Annotated in this window: 18 protein-coding genes and 1 pseudogene; 9 read left to right on the forward strand and 10 right to left on the reverse strand. The window is 68.6% G+C overall.

Annotation, left to right across the window (positions count from 1 at the left end):
• Positions 1 to 61 precede the first annotated feature (61 nt).
• The 6 genes and pseudogenes from clpB to ACIBH4_RS23175 all read right to left on the reverse strand — a co-directional run bounded on the left by clpB (position 62) and on the right by ACIBH4_RS23175 (position 7,787).
• On the reverse strand, positions 62 to 2,644 hold the full coding sequence (gene clpB / locus ACIBH4_RS23150) for an ATP-dependent chaperone ClpB (protein WP_362515401.1): 2,583 nt from the start codon (positions 2,642 to 2,644) through the stop codon (positions 62 to 64).
• Positions 2,645 to 2,870: 226 nt separating this feature from the next.
• A pseudogene (locus ACIBH4_RS23155) lies at positions 2,871 to 3,123 on the reverse strand (heat shock protein transcriptional repressor HspR); the annotation flags it as partial.
• 2 nt (positions 3,124 to 3,125) lie between these two features.
• Positions 3,126 to 4,328 carry a molecular chaperone DnaJ gene (dnaJ, locus tag ACIBH4_RS23160; protein ID WP_362515399.1) on the reverse strand — a complete coding sequence of 401 codons (1,203 nt, stop codon included), beginning with the start codon at positions 4,326 to 4,328 and terminating at the stop codon, positions 3,126 to 3,128.
• 34 nt (positions 4,329 to 4,362) lie between these two features.
• Entirely contained in the window at positions 4,363 to 4,980 is a 618-nt protein-coding gene (gene grpE / locus ACIBH4_RS23165; protein ID WP_362515397.1) for a nucleotide exchange factor GrpE, read from the reverse strand.
• Between the two features lie 28 nt (positions 4,981 to 5,008).
• Positions 5,009 to 6,880 (reverse strand): molecular chaperone DnaK, encoded by a 1,872-nt coding sequence (gene dnaK, locus ACIBH4_RS23170; RefSeq protein WP_362515395.1) that lies wholly within the window; start codon positions 6,878 to 6,880, stop codon positions 5,009 to 5,011.
• A gap of 418 nt (positions 6,881 to 7,298) precedes the next feature.
• Positions 7,299 to 7,787 carry a hypothetical protein gene (locus ACIBH4_RS23175; protein WP_362515393.1) on the reverse strand — a complete coding sequence of 163 codons (489 nt, stop codon included), beginning with the start codon at positions 7,785 to 7,787 and terminating at the stop codon, positions 7,299 to 7,301.
• A gap of 180 nt (positions 7,788 to 7,967) precedes the next feature.
• Here ACIBH4_RS23175 and proC point away from each other — a divergent pair, with 180 nt between their 5' ends.
• The 7 genes from proC to ACIBH4_RS23210 all read left to right on the forward strand — a co-directional run bounded on the left by proC (position 7,968) and on the right by ACIBH4_RS23210 (position 13,863).
• On the forward strand, positions 7,968 to 8,762 hold the full coding sequence (gene proC, locus ACIBH4_RS23180; protein ID WP_362515389.1) for a pyrroline-5-carboxylate reductase: 795 nt from the start codon (positions 7,968 to 7,970) through the stop codon (positions 8,760 to 8,762).
• Between the two features lie 285 nt (positions 8,763 to 9,047).
• Positions 9,048 to 10,211 (forward strand): acetoin utilization protein AcuC, encoded by a 1,164-nt coding sequence (locus ACIBH4_RS23185; protein WP_362515386.1) that lies wholly within the window; start codon positions 9,048 to 9,050, stop codon positions 10,209 to 10,211.
• A gap of 19 nt (positions 10,212 to 10,230) precedes the next feature.
• A complete protein-coding gene (locus ACIBH4_RS23190; protein ID WP_362515383.1) occupies positions 10,231 to 11,025 on the forward strand; it encodes a phosphatase in 795 nt (264 codons plus the stop codon).
• Between the two features lie 322 nt (positions 11,026 to 11,347).
• On the forward strand, positions 11,348 to 11,551 hold the full coding sequence (locus ACIBH4_RS23195; RefSeq protein WP_012887307.1) for a helix-turn-helix domain-containing protein: 204 nt from the start codon (positions 11,348 to 11,350) through the stop codon (positions 11,549 to 11,551).
• 301 nt (positions 11,552 to 11,852) lie between these two features.
• Positions 11,853 to 11,951 (forward strand): 30S ribosomal protein bS22, encoded by a 99-nt coding sequence (locus tag ACIBH4_RS23200; protein ID WP_018654693.1) that lies wholly within the window; start codon positions 11,853 to 11,855, stop codon positions 11,949 to 11,951.
• Positions 11,952 to 11,971: 20 nt separating this feature from the next.
• Positions 11,972 to 12,997, forward strand: a complete 1,026-nt coding sequence (locus tag ACIBH4_RS23205) for an NAD-dependent epimerase/dehydratase family protein (RefSeq protein ID WP_362515379.1) — start codon at positions 11,972 to 11,974, stop codon at positions 12,995 to 12,997.
• Positions 12,994 to 13,863, forward strand: a complete 870-nt coding sequence (locus ACIBH4_RS23210; protein WP_362515377.1) for a lysophospholipid acyltransferase family protein — start codon at positions 12,994 to 12,996, stop codon at positions 13,861 to 13,863. The genes ACIBH4_RS23205 and ACIBH4_RS23210 overlap by 4 nt, the downstream gene beginning before the upstream one ends.
• Before the next feature lie 55 nt (positions 13,864 to 13,918).
• Here the strand turns inward: ACIBH4_RS23210 and ACIBH4_RS23215 are convergent, their stop codons facing one another.
• From ACIBH4_RS23215 to ACIBH4_RS23225, 3 genes are all read right to left on the reverse strand, one after another.
• Positions 13,919 to 14,716, reverse strand: coding sequence for an HAD-IB family hydrolase (locus tag ACIBH4_RS23215; RefSeq protein WP_362515498.1), 798 nt, complete (start codon positions 14,714 to 14,716; stop codon positions 13,919 to 13,921).
• Between the two features lie 233 nt (positions 14,717 to 14,949).
• On the reverse strand, positions 14,950 to 15,537 hold the full coding sequence (locus tag ACIBH4_RS23220) for a DUF5667 domain-containing protein (protein ID WP_362515374.1): 588 nt from the start codon (positions 15,535 to 15,537) through the stop codon (positions 14,950 to 14,952).
• A 252-nt stretch (positions 15,538 to 15,789) separates the two neighbouring features.
• A complete protein-coding gene (locus tag ACIBH4_RS23225) occupies positions 15,790 to 16,434 on the reverse strand; it encodes a sigma-70 family RNA polymerase sigma factor (protein WP_362769159.1) in 645 nt (214 codons plus the stop codon).
• Between the two features lie 202 nt (positions 16,435 to 16,636).
• Here ACIBH4_RS23225 and ACIBH4_RS23230 point away from each other — a divergent pair, with 202 nt between their 5' ends.
• Positions 16,637 to 18,484 carry a hypothetical protein gene (locus ACIBH4_RS23230; RefSeq protein ID WP_362515369.1) on the forward strand — a complete coding sequence of 616 codons (1,848 nt, stop codon included), beginning with the start codon at positions 16,637 to 16,639 and terminating at the stop codon, positions 18,482 to 18,484.
• 248 nt (positions 18,485 to 18,732) lie between these two features.
• Here ACIBH4_RS23230 and ACIBH4_RS23235 read toward each other — a convergent pair whose 3' ends face one another.
• Entirely contained in the window at positions 18,733 to 18,981 is a 249-nt protein-coding gene (locus ACIBH4_RS23235) for a glutaredoxin family protein (RefSeq protein WP_362515365.1), read from the reverse strand.
• Between the two features lie 393 nt (positions 18,982 to 19,374).
• On the opposite strand from ACIBH4_RS23235, the gene ACIBH4_RS23240 reads away from it, so the two are divergent.
• Positions 19,375 to 20,082, forward strand: coding sequence for a redox-sensing transcriptional repressor Rex (locus ACIBH4_RS23240; RefSeq protein WP_362515362.1), 708 nt, complete (start codon positions 19,375 to 19,377; stop codon positions 20,080 to 20,082).
• Positions 20,083 to 20,110: the final 28 nt, after the last annotated feature.

Here is a 20,110-nt window from a genome sequence, read left to right on the forward strand (position 1 = left end):
CGGCTCCCGCTGACCTCCACCCGATCGCCACACGGCCTGCCGATTCATCGCACGGTCGCCGTCAGGCCCTCACCGGGCCGATGGACAGGGAGTCCCTCGCCTCGTCGAGGTCGACCAGCACCTCGTCGCCGTCCTGGACCTCGCCGGAGAGGACCTCCTTGGCCAGTTTGTCGCCGATCGCGGACTGGACGAGGCGGCGCAGCGGACGCGCGCCGTACAGGGGGTCGTAGCCCGTCAGTGCCAGCCAGTCGCGCGCGGCCGGGGTCACGGTCAGCGTGAGCCGCCGGTCCGTCAGACGCCTCGCCAGGTGGGCCACCTGCAGGTCCACGATCCTGGACAGCTCCTCGGTGCCGAGCGCGTCGAACTGGATCACGTCGTCGAGCCGGTTGAGGAACTCCGGCTTGAACGAGCTTCTGACCGCGGTCATCACGGCGGCCCGCTGTGCCTCCTTCTCCAGGCCCGGGTCCACGAGGAACTGCGAGCCGATGTTGGAGGTGAGGATCAGGATCACGTTGCGGAAGTCGACCGTCCGGCCCTGTCCGTCGGTGAGCCGCCCGTCGTCGAGCACCTGGAGCAGGATGTCGAAGACCTCGGGGTGGGCCTTCTCGACCTCGTCCAGCAGCACCACGCCGTAGGGCCTGCGCCGCACGGCCTCGGTGAGCTGGCCGCCCTCCTCGTAGCCCACGTAGCCGGGAGGTGCCCCCACCAGGCGCGCGACGCTGTGCTTCTCGCCGTACTCGCTCATGTCGATGCGGACCATCGCCCGCTCGTCGTCGAACAGGAAGTCCGCCAGCGCCTTGGCCAGCTCCGTCTTGCCGACGCCCGTCGGGCCGAGGAACAGGAAGCTGCCGGTGGGCCGGTCAGGGTCGGAGATGCCCGCCCGCGCCCGCCGTACGGCGTCGGAGACCGCCTCGACCGCCTGCCGCTGGCCGATCAGTCGCCTGCCGAGCTCCTCTTCCATACGGAGGAGCTTGCTGGTCTCGCCCTCAAGCAGCCGGCCCGCGGGGATACCGGTCCAGGAGGAGATCACCTGGGCGATGTCGTCGGAGCCGACCTCCTCCTTGACCATGGGGTCCTCGGGCTGGGCGGCCTTGCTCGCCTCGGCGAGCTCGGCCTCCAGCTTGGGCACCTCGGCGTACATCAGCCGCGAGGCGGCCTCGAAGTCACCGTCGCGCTGTGCCCGCTCGGCGGCGCCGCGCACCTCGTCGATCTGCTTCTTCAGGTCGCCGACCCGGTTCAGCCCCGCCTTCTCCTGCTCCCAGCGGCCGACCAGGGCGTTGAGGTCCTCCTGGCGGTCGGCGAGCTCCCCGCGGAGCCGCTCCAGCCTCTGCAGGCTGCTCTCGTCGGTCTCCTTGGCGAGCGCCAGCTCCTCCATCTTCATCCGATCGACGTTCCGCTGGAGCTGGTCGATCTCCACGGGACGGGAGTCGATCTCCATGCGGAGCCGGGAGGCCGCCTCGTCGACGAGGTCGATCGCCTTGTCGGGCAGGAAGCGGGAGGTGATGTAACGGTCGGAGAGCGCGGCGGCGGCCACGAGCGCGCCGTCGGAGATCTGGACCTGGTGGTGTGCCTCGTAGCGGCCCTTGAGGCCGCGCAGGATGGCGATGGTGTCCTCGACGGTGGGCTCGCCCACGTAGACCTGCTGGAACCGCCGCTCCAGCGCGGGGTCCTTCTCGATGCGCTCACGGTATTCGTCCAGCGTGGTCGCGCCGATCATCCTCAGCTCGCCGCGGGCGAGCATGGGCTTGAGCATGTTGCCCGCGTCCATCGCGCCCTCCGCGGCGCCCGCGCCGACCATGGTGTGCAGCTCGTCGATGAAGGTGACGACCTGGCCGTCACTCTCCTTGATCTCCGCGAGCACCGCCTTGAGGCGCTCCTCGAACTCGCCGCGGTATTTGGCGCCGGCGACCATCGCGCTGAGGTCGAGGGCGATCAGACGCTTGTCGCGCAGGCTGGAGGGGACGTCGCCCGCGACGATCCGCTGGGCCAGCCCTTCCACCACGGCGGTCTTGCCGACGCCGGGCTCGCCGATGAGCACCGGGTTGTTCTTGGTACGGCGGCTGAGCACCTGGACGACGCGCCGGATCTCCGAGTCGCGGCCGATCACCGGGTCGAGCTTGCCCGCGCGGGCCCGCTCGGTCAGGTCGATCCCGTACTTCTCCAGCGCCTGGTAGGTGTCCTCCGGCGTCTCGCTGGTCACCCTGGCGTGCCCGCGCACCTTCTCGAAGGCGTCGAGCAGCGCGTTCGGGCTCGCGCCGTTGGACTTGAGCAGCGTGGCGATGGAGCCGCCGTCGGTGGCGAGACCGACCAGCAGGTGCTCGGTCGAGACGTAGTCGTCCTCAAGCCCGCGGGCACGCTGGGCCGCGGTGTTCATCACGGTGAGGAGCTGCCGGGAGCTCGACGGGGCGCTGACGGTGGAGCCCTGTGCCTTCGGCAGGGCCGCGAGCTGCTTCTCGGCCTCGACGCGCAGTTGTTTCCAGTCGGCGCCCACCGCTTCGAGCAGGGGCACGGCGGTGCCACCGGTCTGGGTGAGCAGCGCGGTGAACAGATGGGCCGGGGCGACCTCGGGATTGCCTTCGGCGGCCGCCCGCCTGATGGCGGAGGAGACCGCCGCCTGGCTCTTCTGGGTGAGCTTGTAGTCCATGCTTGTCAGGCCTCACTCGAAAGTGCTGTGTCATATGGCGACGCCGGCCCGGCGGGTCCTCACGGGGCGTGTGCCCCCGGCGCGTTCTCACGGCCGGTCACAGACGCGTCCTCAAGGTGTGGGACGGAGTCTCAGGCGGGGGGCAGCTGATACTGGATGAGCGCGCGGATCGTGTTCATCTCCGCGCGCAGGCGGTGGTTCTCGTCACGCAGGCGCATGGCCTCCGTTTCGAGGACGAGGATTCGCTTGATGCCCGCGAGGTTGATGCCCTCCTCCTGGGAGAGCCGCTGGACCTCGCGGAGCATCATGATGTCGCGGGTGGAGTACAGGCGTCCGCGACCGGCCGTACGGCCTGGACTGACCAGGCCGAGACGGTCGTACTGGCGCAGGGTCTGCGGGTGCAGACCCGACAGCTGGGCGGCCACCGAGATCACGTAGACGGGTGTGTCGTCCGACAGATCGAAGTAGTTGGCTTCCATGGCTACTCGCTTCTGGCCTGTTCGATCAGGTCCGCCCGCGGGTCACCACCCGAGGTGGCGTCGCGGAAGTCCTCAAGGGCGCCCCTCGCCTTGTCTTCCAGATGCTGCGGCACCAGAACCTCGATCGTGGCGAGCAGGTCGCCCTTGGTGCCGTCCTTGCGTGCCACGCCCCTGCCGCGCACCCGGAAGGTGCGGCCGTTCGGGGTGCCCTCGGGGATGCGCAGCGTGACCGGCAGCCCCTTGAGGATCGGCACCTTGATCTCGGCGCCAAGCGCGGCCTCGGTGAAGGTGACCGGGACGGTGATCGTCAGGTTCTCTCCCGTCCTGCCGAACACGGGGTGCGGCTTGACGTGGATCTGGACGTAGAGGTCACCGGCAGGGCCGCCGTTCTCGCCGGGCGCGCCCTTGGCCTTGATCTTGATGCGCTGGTTGTCGCCGACCCCCGCCGGGATGCGGGCCTGGATCGTGCGGGTGCTCTTACCCCGCCCGCTCCCGTCGCACACCGGGCACGGGTCGTCCACCAGCAGGCCGCGGCCCTTGCAGTCGCGGCACGGCTCGGAGAAGGCGAAGTTGCCGAGGTTGCGGCTGGCCGCCCCGGTGCCCTCGCAGGTGGGGCAGACCCGCGGGGTGGTTCCGGCCTTGGCGCCCGTGCCTCCGCATCCGGTGCACGCGGAGGAACTGGTCAGGCGGAGCGACACCGTGGTGCCCTCCACCGCCTCGGAGAAGGAGAGCGTGACCTCGGACTCGATGTCCTGGCCACGCCGCGCCCTGCTCGTCGTCCCCCCGGGGCGGCTCGCGCCGCCCCGGTTGAAGAGCCCACCGAAGATGTCGCCGATGCGCTCTCCGGTGCCGCCCTGCTGTTGCTGCTGGCCGGTCCCCCCGAACAGGTCCCCCAGGTCGAACGGGAAGCCACCCGAGCGCGGAGCACCCCCACCACCGGAGTAGCCGCCGAGACCCGATCCGAACAGCGTCCGCGCCTCGTCGTACTCCTTGCGGCGCTTGGTGTCGGAAAGGATGTCGTACGCCTCGGAGACCTCCTTGAACTTCGCGGTGCTCTCGGAGGTCGCCGAGCTTCCGGGGTTGGCGTCCGGGTGATACTGCCTGGCCAGCTTCCGGTACGCCTTCTTGATCTCATCGGCCGTAGCGGTCTTGGGCACACCAAGGACGGCGTAGTAGTCCTTCTCCAGGTAGTCCTTGGTGCTCATCTACGTTCCTTCTCAGAGATCAGATGTGGGGGTGTCAGTTGTCGTCCGCGGCGGGCTCTTCTGGCTCCGCGACCGCGACGCGCGCGGGGCGGAGCACTCGCTCGCCGATCCGGTAACCGGGCTGCAGGATCTCCACGCACGTCGGCTCCGTGACGTCGGGGGAGTAGCTGTGCATCAGAGCCTCGTGCACCGTCGGGTCGAACGGCTCACCCTTGGTGCCGTAGGCGCTCAGCCCCAGCTTCCCGGTGGCCGCCTCCAGTGATTCGCTCACCTTGGCGAAGCCGCCGGTCAGCTCCCCGTGGTCACGGGCCCGGCCGATGTCGTCGAGGACCGGCAGTAACTCGGCCAGCACGCCGGCCACCGCCTGCTCCTTGACGGCCACGCGGTCTCGCTCGACCCGCTTGCGATAGTTGGAATACTCGGCCTGAAGACGCTGCAGGTCCGCGGTGCGCTCGGCGAGCTGGGTGGCCAGCTCGATCGAGGCCAGGTCGGACGAGAGGGAGGACGACGACTTGTCGGCCGTCTGCTCCCTGTCGTTCTGGCCCGTGGTCTCGGCCGGCTTCGTCTCGCGAATCTGACCCGTCTCCGGGTCTATCTTCCGGTTGTCGCGGATCACCGGCTCCTCCTCGGAACCGTTCTCGCGCGTGCTCACGCTGGTGCTCCCCTCGGCGTTCCGGCCGTCACTTGGCGCCGTTGTCGCGCTTCGGCTCGTCGTCCACGATTTCGGCCTCGACCACGTCCTCGTCGGCCTTCTGCCCATCGGTGGCGTCCGCGCCGGGAGCGCCGGTCGGGTTCTCGGACCCCTGCGCCTGGGCGTAGATGGCGGATCCCATCTTCTGGCTGACCGTGGCGAGCTTCTCCGCGGAGGTGCGGATCACGGACGAGTCGGTGCCCTCCAGAGCCTTCTTGAGCTCGGCGACGGCCTCGTTGACCTCTGTCTTGATGTCGTCCGGAACCTTCTCGGCGTTCTCGCCGAGGAACTTCTCGGTCTGGTAGACGAGCGAGTCGGCGTTGTTGCGGACCTCGGCCTCCTCGCGACGCTTCTTGTCCTCCTCGGCGTAGGACTCGGCCTCGCGCATCATGCGCTCGATGTCGTCCTTCGGCAGCGCGGAGCCACCGGTGATCGTCATCGTCTGCTCCTTGCCGGTGCCGAGGTCCTTGGCGGAGACGTTGACGATGCCGTTGGCGTCGATGTCGAAGGTGACCTCGATCTGCGGGATGCCGCGCGGCGCCGGGGCGATGCCGGTCAGCTCGAAGGTGGCCAGCTTCTTGTTGTACGCGGCGATCTCGCGCTCGCCCTGGTAGACCTGGATCTGCACCGACGGCTGGTTGTCCTCGGCCGTGGTGAAGACCTCGGAGCGCTTGGTCGGGATCGTGGTGTTACGCTCGATGATCTTGGTGAAGATCCCGCCCTTGGTCTCGATGCCCAGGCTCAGCGGGGTCACGTCGAGCAGCAGGACGTCCTTGACCTCGCCCTTGAGCACACCGGCCTGCAGGGCGGCGCCGATGGCCACGACCTCGTCCGGGTTGACGCCCTTGTTGGGCTCCCGGCCCGCGGTCAGCTCCTTGACGAGCTCGGCCACGGCGGGCATGCGGGTCGAGCCGCCGACGAGCACCACGTGGGCGATGTCGGAGACCTTGATCCCGGCGTCCTTGACGACCTGGTTGAACGGGCCCTTGCACCGCTCGAGGAGGTCGGCGGTGATCCGCTGGAACTCGGCGCGGGTGAGCTTCTCCTCCAGGTGGAGGGGGCCCTCGGCCGAGGCGGTGATGTAGGGGAGGTTGATGGAGGTCTCCGACTGGCTGGAGAGCTCGATCTTGGCCTTCTCCGCGGCCTCGCGCAGGCGCTGCAGGGCCATCTTGTCCTTGGTCAGGTCGACACCGTGCGCGTTCTTGAACCGGTTGGCCAGCTCGTCCACGACGCGCTGGTCCCAGTCGTCACCACCGAGGTGGTTGTCGCCGCTGGTGGCCTTGACCTCGACGAAACCGTGGCCGTCCTCCTGGCCGACGTCGAGCAGGGACACGTCGAAGGTGCCGCCGCCGAGGTCGAAGACGAGGATGGTCTCGTCCTTGTCCTTGTCCAGGCCGTACGCCAGCGCGGCCGCGGTGGGCTCGTTGATGATGCGCAGCACGTTCAGGCCGGCGATGGTGCCGGCTTCCTGGGTGGCCTGGCGCTGGGCGTCGTTGAAGTAGGCGGGAACGGTGATCACCGCGTCGGTGATCTTCTCGCCCAGGTAGGCTTCCGCGTCCTGCTTCAGCTTCTGCAGGACGAACGCGCTGATCTGCTGCGGGTTGGACTTCTTGCCGTCGATCTCGACGGACCAGTTGCTGCCCATCTCGCGCTTGACCGAGCGAATCGTCCGGTCAACGTTGGTGACGGCCTGCCGCTTGGCGACCTCGCCGACGAGGACCTCGCCGTTCTTCGCGAACGCGACCACGGACGGCGTGGTCCGCGAACCCTGAGAGTTGGCGATGACGGTGGGCTCACCGCCCTCGAGAATCGAGACGACGGAGTTGGTCGTCCCCAGGTCGATACCTACCGCACGTGCCATGAGTACGTCCTTGTAGTCAAAGTTGAGTCGATGGGACTCATAGTGGAACCTCGTGTGACGTTTGTCAAACGACTTGAGCCTACTGGGCTCAACCTTCTGACGCGCGGCGGCATTCCCGATTTCCGGGGGAAGGCAAAGTGTTGTCCGCCACCCCCTCTGACGAGGGAAAGGGCGTCATCGTTCCCGGTCGGCGACGGGGCAAACCGAACCACCGTCCGCAGGGCTCGTACGACCCGGGCGCCGATCTTTGCGGGGAGGCGCGGCATGGCCCCGGCCACCGCCCGCGGGGCTCGTACGACCCCGCCTTCGACGGCGGGTGGCCCCGACCGGGCGGGGAAGGGTCGATCATCGCCCGCCCGGGACGCACTCCGATGCGGTGCCTCCGGCCCTTCCCGTGTCTTCGCGCGGGTGGGGTGTGTCAGCGGGCGCCGTCGACCACCTTGCGCGCGCCGAGGGGCTTCTTGAGCTTGACGGTCGTCACCTTCTGGATGGCGATCTCGATGCAGGCGACGTTCTGCGCCTTGCTGCTCGGGCCCTCCCAGAGGGTGACGGTCACCCGCTTGGAGGTCTCGCGCACGGTGACCCGGTCCAGCACGTTGCACGGTTCCACTCCGGACCACCAGACGATCCGCAGGCTACGGCCGTCCTTGGACGGCTTGGCCGTCAGCCACCTCACCTTGCGGGGATTGTCGGTGTGGCCCTCGGGTTTCGTCGGTTTGGGGGTGCCGCTCGTCGTGGGCTCCTCCCGGGGAGCCACGGTGTGGGCCGCCGGTTCGGAGGGGTTGCCGGGGACGGAGGTGGTCTGACTCGCCGGACGCGAGGGGGAGGTGGTGACCGTGGCGCTGGGTTCGGTGCCGCAGCCCAGTGCCAGCAGAAGACTTCCGGCCAGGATAGAGGTCGCGATCATACGCATACCCCTAAGACGGATCGGGCTCCCGGGCGGTTCAGGACACCCCGATGTCGTCCCGGCAAGACGGCCGGGACGGATGGTCACCCATCGCCTTCGACTCATACACGGGATGATTCCCGCCGGTGGCGGGGCCGATAGGCTGCGGGGAGTTCCGATCCACGATTTCGAGGTGCTCACATGATCGCGATTCTTGGAACCGGCAAGATGGGGGAGGCCCTGCTGTCCGGGCTGCTCAGGGCCGGGTTCAAGCCGGGCGACGTGATCGCGACGGCACGGCGTGCCGAGCGAGGCCAGGCCCTCGCGGAGCGGTACGGCGTGCGGATCGCCTCCAACGCCGAGGCGGCGAAGGACGCGGACACGATCATCCTCGCGGTCAAGCCGCAGGACATGGGGTCCCTGCTCGCCGAGATCGCGGGGCACATCCCGGCCGACCGCCTGGTCGTCTCGGCGGCGGCGGGGATCACGACCTCGTTCGTCGAGTCGAGGCTCGGCGCCGACATCCCGGTGGTCCGGGTCATGTCCAACACGCCGGTGCTGGTCGACGAGGCGATGAGCGTGATCTCGGCGGGTGCCCACGCCTCCGAGGAGCACCTCAGGCGTGCCGAGGACCTGTTCAGCCCGGTCGGCAAGGTGCTGCGCATCCCCGAGTCGCAGCAGGACGCCGCCACGGCCCTTTCCGGCAGCGGTCCCGCCTACTTCTTCTACCTGGTCGAGGCGATGGTCGACGCCGGCATCCTGCTCGGCATGCCCCGTGCCGCCGCCCTCGACATGGTCACCCAGTCGATCGTCGGGGCGGCGATCATGCTTCGTGACTCGGGGGAGCACCCCGTGATCCTCCGCGAGGCGGTCACCTCCCCCGGCGGTACGACGATCGCGGCCATCGCCGAGCTGGAGCGGCACAGCGTCCGTGCCGCCTTCCTCGCCGCCATCGAGGCCGCCAGGGACCGGGGGCGCCAGCTCGCCGAGGGCTGAGCCCGTCCCTTCCTGCCGGTCCCCACCGTCAGGGGGCCGCAAGGGTCTCCTCCGCCCGATCTCCTCGTCAGGGGACGTGGGATCCCGGGGACGTCCGACCGTCCAGGGTGGCCTGCTCAACGTGCCTGTTAAAGCAATAAATCAAGATATTTCGCTCAGATGAAAACGGGCACGTCCTCCAAGGCGGCTGCGTAAACGCCATTCCGTACACGTGCGGTAACGTCGAGCCGGGAGCAGGAAGATCGGGCCGTGACGTCTGGCGTCGCGGCCAGACAGGGAGTGCCCATGAGCCGGTCCGTGCGGGTTGTCTGGGACGATGCGCTCACCTCGTACGACTTCGGCCCCGAACACCCGCTCGCGCCCGTACGTGTGGAGCTGACCATGGCGCTGGCCGGGGAGCTCGGCGTGCTGGACCAGGTGCAGATGGGCGGTTGCGCGCCCGCCACCGACGACGAGCTGGCCCTCGTTCATCGGCGCGACTACATCGAGGCCGTCAGGCGGGTCTCCGCCACCGGCCGGCCCGACGTGGCCTACGGGCTCGGCACCACGGACAACCCCGCCTTCGCCGGGGTCCACGAGGCGTCCGCACTGATCACCGGTGCCAGCCTGGCGGCGGCCCGCGCGGTGTGGAGCGGTGAGGCCGAGCACGCGGTCAACGTCGCGGGGGGCCTGCACCACGCGATGGCCGGCACGGCGAGCGGTTTCTGCGTCTACAACGACCCGGGCGTGGCGATCGCGTGGCTGCTCTCCCAGGGCGCGTCCAAGATCGCCTACGTGGACGTGGACGTGCACCACGGCGACGGCGTGCAGGCGCTGTTCTACGACGACCCCAGGGTTCTCACCATCAGCCTGCACGAGAGCCCCCGCACCCTCTTCCCGGGCACCGGTTTTCCCGAGGAGCGTGGCGCGGAGGGCAGCGCGGTCAATGTGGCCCTGCCCGCCGGATGCGGCGACAGCGGCTGGCTCAGGGCCTTCCACGCGGTGGTCCCGCCGCTGCTGCGGGAGTTCGCCCCCGAGATCCTGGTCACCCAGCACGGCTGCGACAGCCACGCCCTCGACCCGCTGGCCAACCTCATGCTCAGCCTGGACGGCCAGCGGGCCACGTACGCGGCGCTGCACGAGCTGGCCCACGAGACCGCGGGCGGGCGGTGGATCGTGACGGGTGGCGGGGGATACGAGCTGGTGCAGGTCGTGCCCCGGGCGTGGACCCACCTGATCGCGGAGGTGGCGGGCCACCCCCTCGATCCCCGGACGGCCACTCCCGAGGCGTGGCGCAAGTTCGTCAAGGAGCGGACCGGCCAGACGGCGCCGTTGACGCTCACCGATGGCCGAAATCCGGAATTTCAGGATTTCTCCGCTGGTTATGACCCAGCAGACCCGATCGACCGGGCCATCATGGCGACGAGGAATTCCGTCTTCCCCTTCCACGGGCTCGATCCCCTCCCGTGACCCATGACCCCCCGGCAAAATGACTGAGGAACCGATGACCCGCGCCGAGCTTCGTGAGCACCTGATCCGTACCCGGATCGCCGGTGATGTGGCGACCAGTCGGGAGAACAACCTGGACCACTACCGGTCGCTTTCCAACCGTGATCCGCACTACATGTTCGGGCTGACGATGGACGGCGCGTGGTCCTACCGGGACGTGCTGGAGTTGATGGCCAAGTCGGCGGGGGTCGTGGCCGATCCCGAGCACCGGGAGGGGCAGGACACCATCGATCCCGATCGCACGATCGAGGCGACGGAGAAGATGGGCGACACGATCGCCGGTGTGCTCCGGGGGGAGAACCCCAGGATCCTGATAGCCACCGGGCACCCCACCGGCCTGCTCACCGTTCACATGGCCCTGGGCCGGATGCTCAGGGCGCGCGGCGCGACCCTGATGGCACCGGCCGAGGGCTGGTCGTACTGGGGCAGCGGATTCGGGCGCAGGCGCAAGATCCGTTACATGGACGACGTCGCGATGCTCGACGACAAGGGCGCCTTCGTGCACACGCACGACCCCGCCCCGATGCGCGCCATGATCGCCGAACTGGGTTCCGACCGTCCCGATCTGGTGATCGCCGACCACGGCTGGGCCGGGGCCGCGGGCGAGGCGGGCATCCTCACGGTCGGATTCGCCGACAGCAACGATCCCGCACTTTTCGTCGGTGAGGCCGAAGGCAAGATCGCGGCCACCGTCCCGCTCGATGACAACGTGCTACCTAGGTATTACGAACCGCTGACGCACCACTTGGTCGAGAGGGTCGTGCGAGCCCTCTGAGACGGGGGATGCGCAAATTAGGTCATCCCTATACGGGCATTTCGCGCCTGCATTCCACCTACCTCGCCGCCCGTTTGCCAACTTTTTGGGGATTGTGGGCGACTCTAATGGGAGACAGTTGGTCCGTTCCAAGATCAATGTGAGAGGCACGATCAGGCTGCTGGCCAGCGTTTTCATGCGTTTCGCTGACGTGGGACCCCGTGGGCTGAGAAAATAGGGGGTTTGCGTGACAGGGGTCCCGACTTACGCTGACGGCAGTACACGTGCGTGAGCAATGGCACCAGTGGGGATAACCCGGATACACGTGCGGAAGAGGCGTCCGATGGGTGCAGGCGAAAGACCTCTCAGCGAGGTGAAGTTCCTGACGGTGGCAGAAGTGGCCACTGTCATGAGGGTGTCCAAGATGACTGTGTACCGACTCGTGCATTCGGGCGAGCTGCCGGCCATCCGGGTCGGTCGATCCTTCCGAGTGCCGGAGCAGGCGGTACACGATTATCTCAGGGATGCCTACATCGAGGCAGGTTGAGGCAGGGTGAGCTCGACGCGTCGAGCCGAGCGACCGGGGGAAGCGTTCCGGTCGTGAGGTGAAGGCGCCAGGCCGCTCACGGTCCTGCTCTTTTCCGGTCTGTCGGAGCACGATCTCCGGTACGGCCGCGCAAGAGCCGGTCCGTGCCTCATCGGGGTAGCGACGTGGTCGCCACGTCGTGAGTTCATGCGCCCGGGGTCCCCCCAGGGGCGATCTACCGTGGATCGCCGGTAGTCTGTTGTGCCGGTGTGCTCTCGCGCACCGGTTCGACAATCTCGGCTACCAGCTACCTGGGGGTCCCGTGGGCTCTGTGATCAAGAAGCGCCGTAAGCGCATGGCGAAGAAGAAGCACCGCAAGCTTCTGAAGAAGACCCGCATCCAGCGGCGTAACAAGAAGTAGCGCGGATCTGCGAGGCGCCGATGACCCACACCGTGCTTGTCACCGGGGTCTCGCGCCACATCGGCGCCCGAGTGGCGAGCGTTCTCGCGGATGACCCGGACATCGACCGGGTCATCGGAGTGGATACGGTGCCGCCGCCCTCGCTCTCACGTGATGGCGGCGTACCTCTCGGCCGGACGGAGTTCGTCCGCGTTGATCTGCGCAGCCCCGACATCGCCCAGGTGATCGCGGCCGCCGACGTCGACATCGTCGTTCACATGAGTCTGGTGAGCGCCCCTCCCCGGAGTGGTGGCCGAGCGCTCATGAAGGAACACAACGTCATCGGCACCATGCAGTTGCTCGGTGCCTGTCAGCGGTCCGCGACGGTGCGCCGTGTCGTCGTGCGATCGACCACCGCTGTCTACGGTTCCTCCCCGCACGATCCCGCGGTCTTCACCGAGGACGCCGAGCCGGGAGAGCCTCCGAGCCGTGGCTACGCCAAGGACGCCTCCGAAGTGGAGGGCTACGTCCGCGGTTTCGCCAGACGGCGGCGCGATGTGGCGGTGTCGACGCTCAGGTTCGCCAACTTCATGGGACCCGGCGTCGACTCACCGCTGACGCGTTACTTCACCCAGCCGGTCCTGCCGACCGTGCTCGGGTTCGACCCGCGGCTGCAGTTCGTCCACGAGGACGACGCGGTCGAGGTGCTGAGGCGGATGGCGATGGAAGACCACCCGGGCACGTTCAACGTGGCCGGAGACGGCGTGCTGCTGCTGTCGCAGTGCGCGCGCAGGGCGGACCTGCTCTCGATGCCCGTCCCCTCTCCCGTCTTCCGTTTCATGGGCGAGCTCGCCCGGAGCGCGGGACTGGTCGGTTTCTCTCCCGAGCAACTCCGCCTGATGTGCCACGGACGCGTGGTCGACACCACCGCGCTGTCCACGGCCCTCGGCTGGAAGCCGAAATTCTCCACCGCGGCGGCCTTCGAGGACTTCATCCACGCACGTGACCTGGCAGGGGGCCTGCCCTCCGCCCTGGCGGACATGGTGTCCCGGCCGGTGACGGGGTGAGCGACACGGCGGACGGCAGCGGGGACGATCACCGGCTGGCCGAGACGCTCGCCTTCCTGCGCCGTCGCCTGACCGGAGAGTACGAGGTCGACGAGTTCGGGTTCGACGCCGAGCTCACCGACAAGGTGCTGCTGGAGCTGATCCGCCCGCTGTACCGCCACTGGTTCCGCACCGAGACCTTCGGCATGCGCAACGTACCCGGTGACTCCGGAGCCCTGATCGTGGCCAACCACTCGGGCACCCTCCCGCTCGACGGACTCATGCTCCAGGTGGCCCTGTACGACGACCACCCCGAGCGTCGCGCGCTCCGTCTCCTGGGGGCCGACCTGGTCTACCGGCTCCCGGTGCTCGGCCACCTCTCCCGCAAGACCGGCCACACCCTCGCCTGCCGCGACGACGCCGACCGGTTGCTCCGCAAGGGCCAGATCGTCGGCGTCTTCCCCGAAGGGTTCAAGGGGGTCGGCAAGCCGTTCTCCGATCGCTATCGGCTACAGCGCTTCGGCCGGGGTGGGTTCGTCGCCTCCGCCATCCGCGCGGGTGTGCCGATCGTTCCCTGCGCCATCGTGGGCGCGGAGGAGATCTACCCCAAGATCGGCGACCTGCGCTTCCTCGCCAGGGCGTTCGGCCTGCCCTATCTGCCGATCACGCCGCTTTTTCCCTGGTTCGGGCCTCTCGGGCTGGTCCCGCTCCCGTCCAAATGGATGATCGGCTTTGGCGAGCCGATCCGCACCGACGAACTCGACCCCACCGACGCCGACGACCCCATGCTGGTCTTCAACCTCACCGACCAGGTGAGGGAGTCCGTCCAGCAGCAGCTCGACGAGCTCAGGCTCAGGCGCGGCCACGCCTTCCCGCCCTTCTTCTGAGCCTTTCCGAGGTCTCTCACGGCACCGTGGCGTACCGCGAAGGGAGAAACAGTCCTCAGCGGCCGGAGCGGTAGAGGCGACGCAGGGCGACGGCGGCGGCGATACCGCCCGCAAGGGCCCCCGCGCCCGCCGCGATGGGCAGGCCGACCATGGTCGCCTTGCGTCCCGTACGGAAGTCCTTGATGTCCCAGCTGTTCTGCCGGGCGAACTCGCGTAGCTCGGCATCGGGGTTGATCGCGGTGGCGTGGCCGACGAGGGAGAGCAGGGGCAGGTCGTTGGCCGAGTCGCTGTAGGCGGAACAGCGGGACAGGTCGAGACCCTCCCTGCGGGCCAGGGCCCTCACGGCCTCCGCCTTGGCGGGGCCGTGAAGCAGGTCACCGACGAGGCGGCCGGTGTAGACGCCGTTCTCGGTCTCCGCGACGGTGCCGAGCGCACCGGTCAGGCCGAGACGCTGGGCGATCACGCGGGCCAGTTCCACCGGGGTCGCGGTGACCAGCCAGACCCGCTGGCCGGCGTCGAGGTGTGCCTGCGCGATGGCGCGGGTGCCCGCCCAGATGCGATCGGCCATCACCTCGTCGTAGATCTCCTCACCGAGCCGGACGATCTCCTCGACCTTGTTGCCCGCCACGAACGCGAGCGCGGTCTCCCTGGCCTCCTCGATGTGAGCGGGGTTCTCGTCGCCGCGGACCCGGAAGATCATCTGGCCGAGCGCGAACCTGAACAGATCCCTGCTGGTGAACAGGCCCCGGGAGGCGAGACCGCGGGCGAAGTGGTAGATGGAGGCGCCGCGCATCATGGTGTTGTCGACGTCGAAGAAGGCCGCGGACACCGGGTCGGGCTCGGCCATCGGCATCGCGACGGCGGCCGCGGCCGCGACCTCACCGGCCGCGATCTCTCCCACCGTCGCCCGACTGGCCGTTCCCGCCTGGTCCCGCCGTCGTAGTAACCGCCTCATAGCCACTCAGCTTAACCGCGACAGGGCGGTGAGATCGTTGACGCGCTCTTCGGCATGAATGCCGGAGACTCAGCCCGTGCCGCTCTCGTGACACCCCTGTGGCTTCCTGCTTCACCGACCCGAGCCATCGGCTACTCGGGCGGGGCGAGGCCCTCGATGTAGTTGAGATAGACGTGGGCCTTGCGCTGGTTCTCCGCACCCATCTTGGGGATCATCCCGGTGATCTGGGTGCGCTGTTTCTGGACGAAGCGCTTGAGCTCTCCGGCGCGCGTGGAGTCGCGGCGCCGCATCTGCCGCAGGGAGGTCACCGCGGAGCGGGTGGTCTCCTCCATGGCCTGCAGGGTCTCCCCGATCACCTTCTCGCCCTCGCCGGAGCCCAGGAGCTCCTTGACCTCACGGGCGCGGGTCTCGGCGTAGCCGAAGGAGCGGTCGGCCCGCTCGGCGTCGTCGCTGCTCAGGTGGAACAGCGTGTTCTCGGCGGCGCGCTTGAGCGGATAGAAGGTGTCACCGGGCATCGACCGGTAGGTTCCCATCACGGACGCGATCATCGCGACCACCAGGGCGGCGCTGAGCAGTTGCGGGAAAAGTCCCGCACGGGATCTCCGCCGGGAGTGGCGGGGGCCCGCCGGGCGCCGCTCGGCGGTGCCCTCTCCCTGAGGGGATCGGGTGAGCTGCTCACGGAGCCTGGCGTTGAACTCGGGTTGGGGGCCGGCCGTCATGCGGGCTCCCAGCCGTGAAACACGGTTCTGGATGCGTGCCTGCGACCTCCGCGAGAATCCAGGCAGCCACTTCCCCATGAACGCTCCCTGCCGCCCCCAGCTCATGATCCATCGGTGTCACTTGCCTAACGACGACTCGGCACGGCAGGTTACGCGCTGCGCCGTATCGGCATGGGGAACCTCATCCCGGGTGTGGCGGCCCGCACCGGGAGGCGATGCCGACCGGCGTCGGCCGGAGCCGGCGTGCCGGGATCAGCTGAGGTCCGGGGGCAGCGCGCGGGCGAGGGCGCGGATCGCGCGGAACTGGAGCGCCTTGATGGCGCCGCTCTTCTTGCCCATGATGAGCGCGGTCTCCGCCAGTGACATGCCGTGCAGGAAGCGCAGCACCACGCACTCCTGCTGCTCGGGACCGAGATCGCGGACGGCGGTGAGCACCCGGTCGCTGATCATCGCGGTGACGACGGCGTTCTCCGGGATGTGCGGGCCGTCGAGCGGGGTGTCGATCACCTCGGCCGTCGTGACCTCAAGACGGTATCTGCCGGACTTGAAGTGATCGGTGATCAGGTTCCTCGCGATGGTCACGAGCCAGGCGCCGAAATCACGCCCCTGCCAGGTGAAGTCCGTGATCCTGCGGAGCGCGCGGAGAAAGGTCTCGCTCGTGAGATCCTCGGCCAGCGGATGTGAGCCGACCCGGAAGTAGATGTAGCGGTATACCAGGGTGAGGTAACGATCATAGAGCGTGCCAAAAGCATCCGAGTCTCCGGTCTTGGCACGCAAAACGAGCCTCCGGAGTTCTTCGGAGGCATCCTCACGCACGGTGAGGTCGCTACTGCGGACGGGCCGGGTTACCCCGGCTGTCGAGGGGAGGTGTCCGGCGAGCGGCCACGTTTCAGGCATCCGGTATCCCTGAGGGGAGGGGGTACGGCGTGCTCGATCACTCTAGAAATGAAGCGGAAATTCCACAATCCACTTTGGAACGTCGTGACTGGGGGTAACCGCCGTATACGGTGTGGGGTCGGTTGTTTCGGACCGGCTCCGGTAGCCAACTCAGGGTTCGGCTACCGGTTGGGGGGTAATGTCCGGCAGCATTGGAGACACCATGGAAGTCCTCGTCGCTGTCATCGCCTTCGCCGGTGCATTGCTCGCAGCCATCGCCACCGGTGCCCTCGTCAGCCGTCTCCGCAGTGAGCCCAAGGGCTGGCTGATCGCCTGGAGTATCACGACGGCGTCTCTCGCCGTCTCACTGGGAGTAATCGCCACCGGCTATTTGATCGGGTTTGGGACGGGCACGTTCCGGATTTATCAACTGACCGGATCCATGCTGGCGCCCCTGTGGCTGATCGTCGGGGTCATCCAGTTACTGGCCCGTAAGAGCGCGGTCAGGTTCTCCTCCTGGCTCCTGGGGATCGCCTTCACCGTCATCGCCACGGTGATCCTCGCGGTCGACCCCGTCCTGCAGGAGAAGGACTTCACCAAGGCCCTTCCGCCGGGTAGTCGCCACTGGGGCCTGCCCCCGGCCTCCCTGCTCCTCGCCGTCCATGTGATCGTCGCGCTCGTGCTGCTGGGTGGGCTGGTCTTCGCGGTCCTCCGTTGGCGCGGCGGTGACGACTACGACGCCGACAACATGCACGCGCTCCTGGTGCTCGGTCCCACCGGCCTCGCCCTCGTCGGTGCCGTCAGTTTCGCGGTGCCCGGGATGTTCACCGCGCTTCTGCTCTTCGTCACCGCCGCCGCGGTCTGGTACGTCGTGCTGCGCCCGCTCGCGCCCTACGAGGACGACGACGAGGACGAGGGCGACGAGTGGGAGGACCGCCCCCCGCCCCGCCGCCCCGAGCACCAGCCCCGTGACGTGCAGGTCGCCGGCCGCCGCGTGACCCCGGAGACCCCTCCCGCCCGGACTCCGGCTGAGGAGACGCCGCGCCGCTCCGGCCTCGGCGACCTCGTGGCCGAGTACCGGGCGGGTGAGCAGGACGTCGACTACGCTGCGCGTATGCGGCAGCAACCCTCCCCGGGCGACGACAGGTTCGGTGGTCCGGCCACGGGGATGTTCATGGCGGGCGAGTACGGAATGCCGCCCGCCGACCAGCCGCCCGCAGCCGACCCCGGCAGGCGCGGCGGTGATCCCGGAAGGCAGTCACCGCCACCGGTGACCGGCCAGTTCGGCATGCCGAGCCCCGGCCCTGCGACAGGCGAGTACAACATCCCCGCCCATGAGTTCGGCAGGCACGGTGCCCCGGGTTCCGGCAGGTCCGCGGGTCCCGGCACCGGGGAGTTCGGCAGGCCAGGAGGTACCGGGGAGTTCGGCAGACCCGGGGGCACCGGGGAGTTCGGCAGGTCCGCGGGTCCCGGCACCGGGGAGTTCGGCATGCCGGGCACCGGCAGGCCGGGCAGTCTCCAGCCCATGCCCGCCGACCAGGCCTTCGGCGGCGCGCCCTCCCCGGGCTCCGAGCAGGGACGTGGAGGGTCCAGGGGACGTGACCGGGGAGGCTCCCTCGGCTACGACCAGGCGTTCGGCGGTGCCGCTCCCTCGACCGGAGCTCTGTATCCGGGCGGAGCGGGCGGGCCGGGAACGCCGGGCGGTGCCGGTGACCTGCCGGGCGGCTCGAACCGTCCCTCACCGAGCATCTTCGGCCTGCTCACCGTCTTCACGCTGCTCGACGGCACGGGCGAGAGGTTCGACCGGCTCGCCGAGGAGACCGTCGATTCGGTACGGCGCTCCGAGCCGGACACGCTCGTCTACACCTGTCACTCGGTGAAGTCGGCGCCTCTTCAGCGGATCGTCTACGAGCTCTACCGTGACGAGGTCGCCTACGCCGATCACCAGCGCCAATCCCACACGCAACGTTTCGTCACCGAGCGTCAGACGATGGTGCTCGCCACCAATGTGATCGAACTCACGGTGAACGCCGCGAAGGTGATGCCGCTTCCGATGGCCTTCAGGTCGTGAGCGCGGGCCGGCCGCGTGGGGCCGGCCGACGGGCGGGGGATGATCACGTTCCGATGGTGATGATCGGACCGACCTTCCACCAGGCCGGGGACGATCACATTTTTCCGGCGACGGCCGGGGGCGACCACGTCGGCCGCTCACCCGCCGGGGCGCTGCGGTCGTGTCGCGGGAAACGCGGGAACGACCATGGGGACGAGCGGCACCAATTTAGGGGCAGAGGACGTCCCTGTCCTCAGGCGTCGAGGTCCTCAGGCGCCGAGGGCGGCGCGGAGGCGGTTCTCGTCGACGCGCCAGAAGTCGTGCTGCACCCCGTCGATGAGGGTGACCGGGATCATCTCCCAGTAGCGGGCCTCATCCTCGGCGGAGGCCGTGATGTCGCGTTCCTCCCACGGGACGCCGAGTTCGGTGGCGACCCGCTCGATCACCGCCCGTGCGTCGTCGCACAGGTGGCAACCGGGTTTGCCGAGCAGGGTGATGCGATGGTCTCGCGGTGACATGACCGTCACGGTAGCCGAATCGCGGCGCCGCGCCGTTCCTTGTGGCGAGCGGCGAAGATCCGGGACGACGAAGGGAAAACCCGGCGAACCGGGTGTGCGTGCCCGTGGGAGGTGCGGGTCCTGGGCCTGGCAAGCGGGCGAAGAGGCACAGGTCTGGGCCTGACGAGAGGGCGAAGACGCGCAGGGGCGGGGCGTGAGGAGGGGGCGAAGACGCGCAGGGGCGGGGCGTGAGGAGGGGGCGGGGAGAGGACCGGCGGGGGGCGCGGCCAAGATTGTGAACACTCACTTTGTGCATCGGTTCACAAAAGGACTAACCTGAATGACAGTGGTTTCACCTCGTCATCCGTCGCGTCCGGGCCGCGCCGGCCGCCTGTCCCCCTGGAGCTCCGGCACGTGATCCGCCGTCTGTCCCAAGCCCGCGAACGCGGCATCCCCGAGGCGACCGTCGCCCGGCTGCCGCTCTATCTGCGAGCGTTGAACGGCATGGCCGAGCGTGGCCTGGCGACCGTGAGCTCGGAGGACCTCGCCGTCGCGGCGGGCGTCAACTCGGCCAAGCTTCGCAAGGATCTCTCCCACCTGGGGTCGTACGGCACCCGCGGGGTCGGCTACGACGTCGAATATCTCATCTACCAGATCTCCCGCGAGCTGGGCCTCACCCAGGACTGGGCCGTCGCCATCGTCGGAGTGGGTAACCTCGGGCGTGCGCTCGCCAATTACGGCGGGTTCGTCTCCCGCGGGTTCAGGGTCGCGGCGCTGCTCGACGCGGACCCCGAGGTGGTGGGCGACCACATCGCGGGATTGAATGTGGAGCACATCGACGAGTTGGAAGCCGTGATAACGCGGCGGGGGGTGTCGATCGTGGTGCTTGCAACACCGGCTACGGCGGCCCAGCAGGTAGCCGACCGGGTCATCGCCATGGGGGTTACCAGCATCCTGAACTTCGCCCCTGTCGTCCTTTCCGTGCCAGAAGGCGTGGATATCCGTAAAGTCGACCTATCGATTGAACTCCAGATCCTGGCGTTCCACGAGCAACGCAAGGCGGATCGGATGACTGGGGGGCCCGTGATGGCCGAGGAGTGGCCCGAGGCGGTGGACTTGTGAAGAGACACGGCACACGGGTCGGCGGGCA

Source organism: Streptosporangium sp. NPDC050284 (genome assembly GCF_044459525.1).
Classification (GTDB): Bacteria; Actinomycetota; Actinomycetes; order Streptosporangiales; family Streptosporangiaceae; genus Streptosporangium.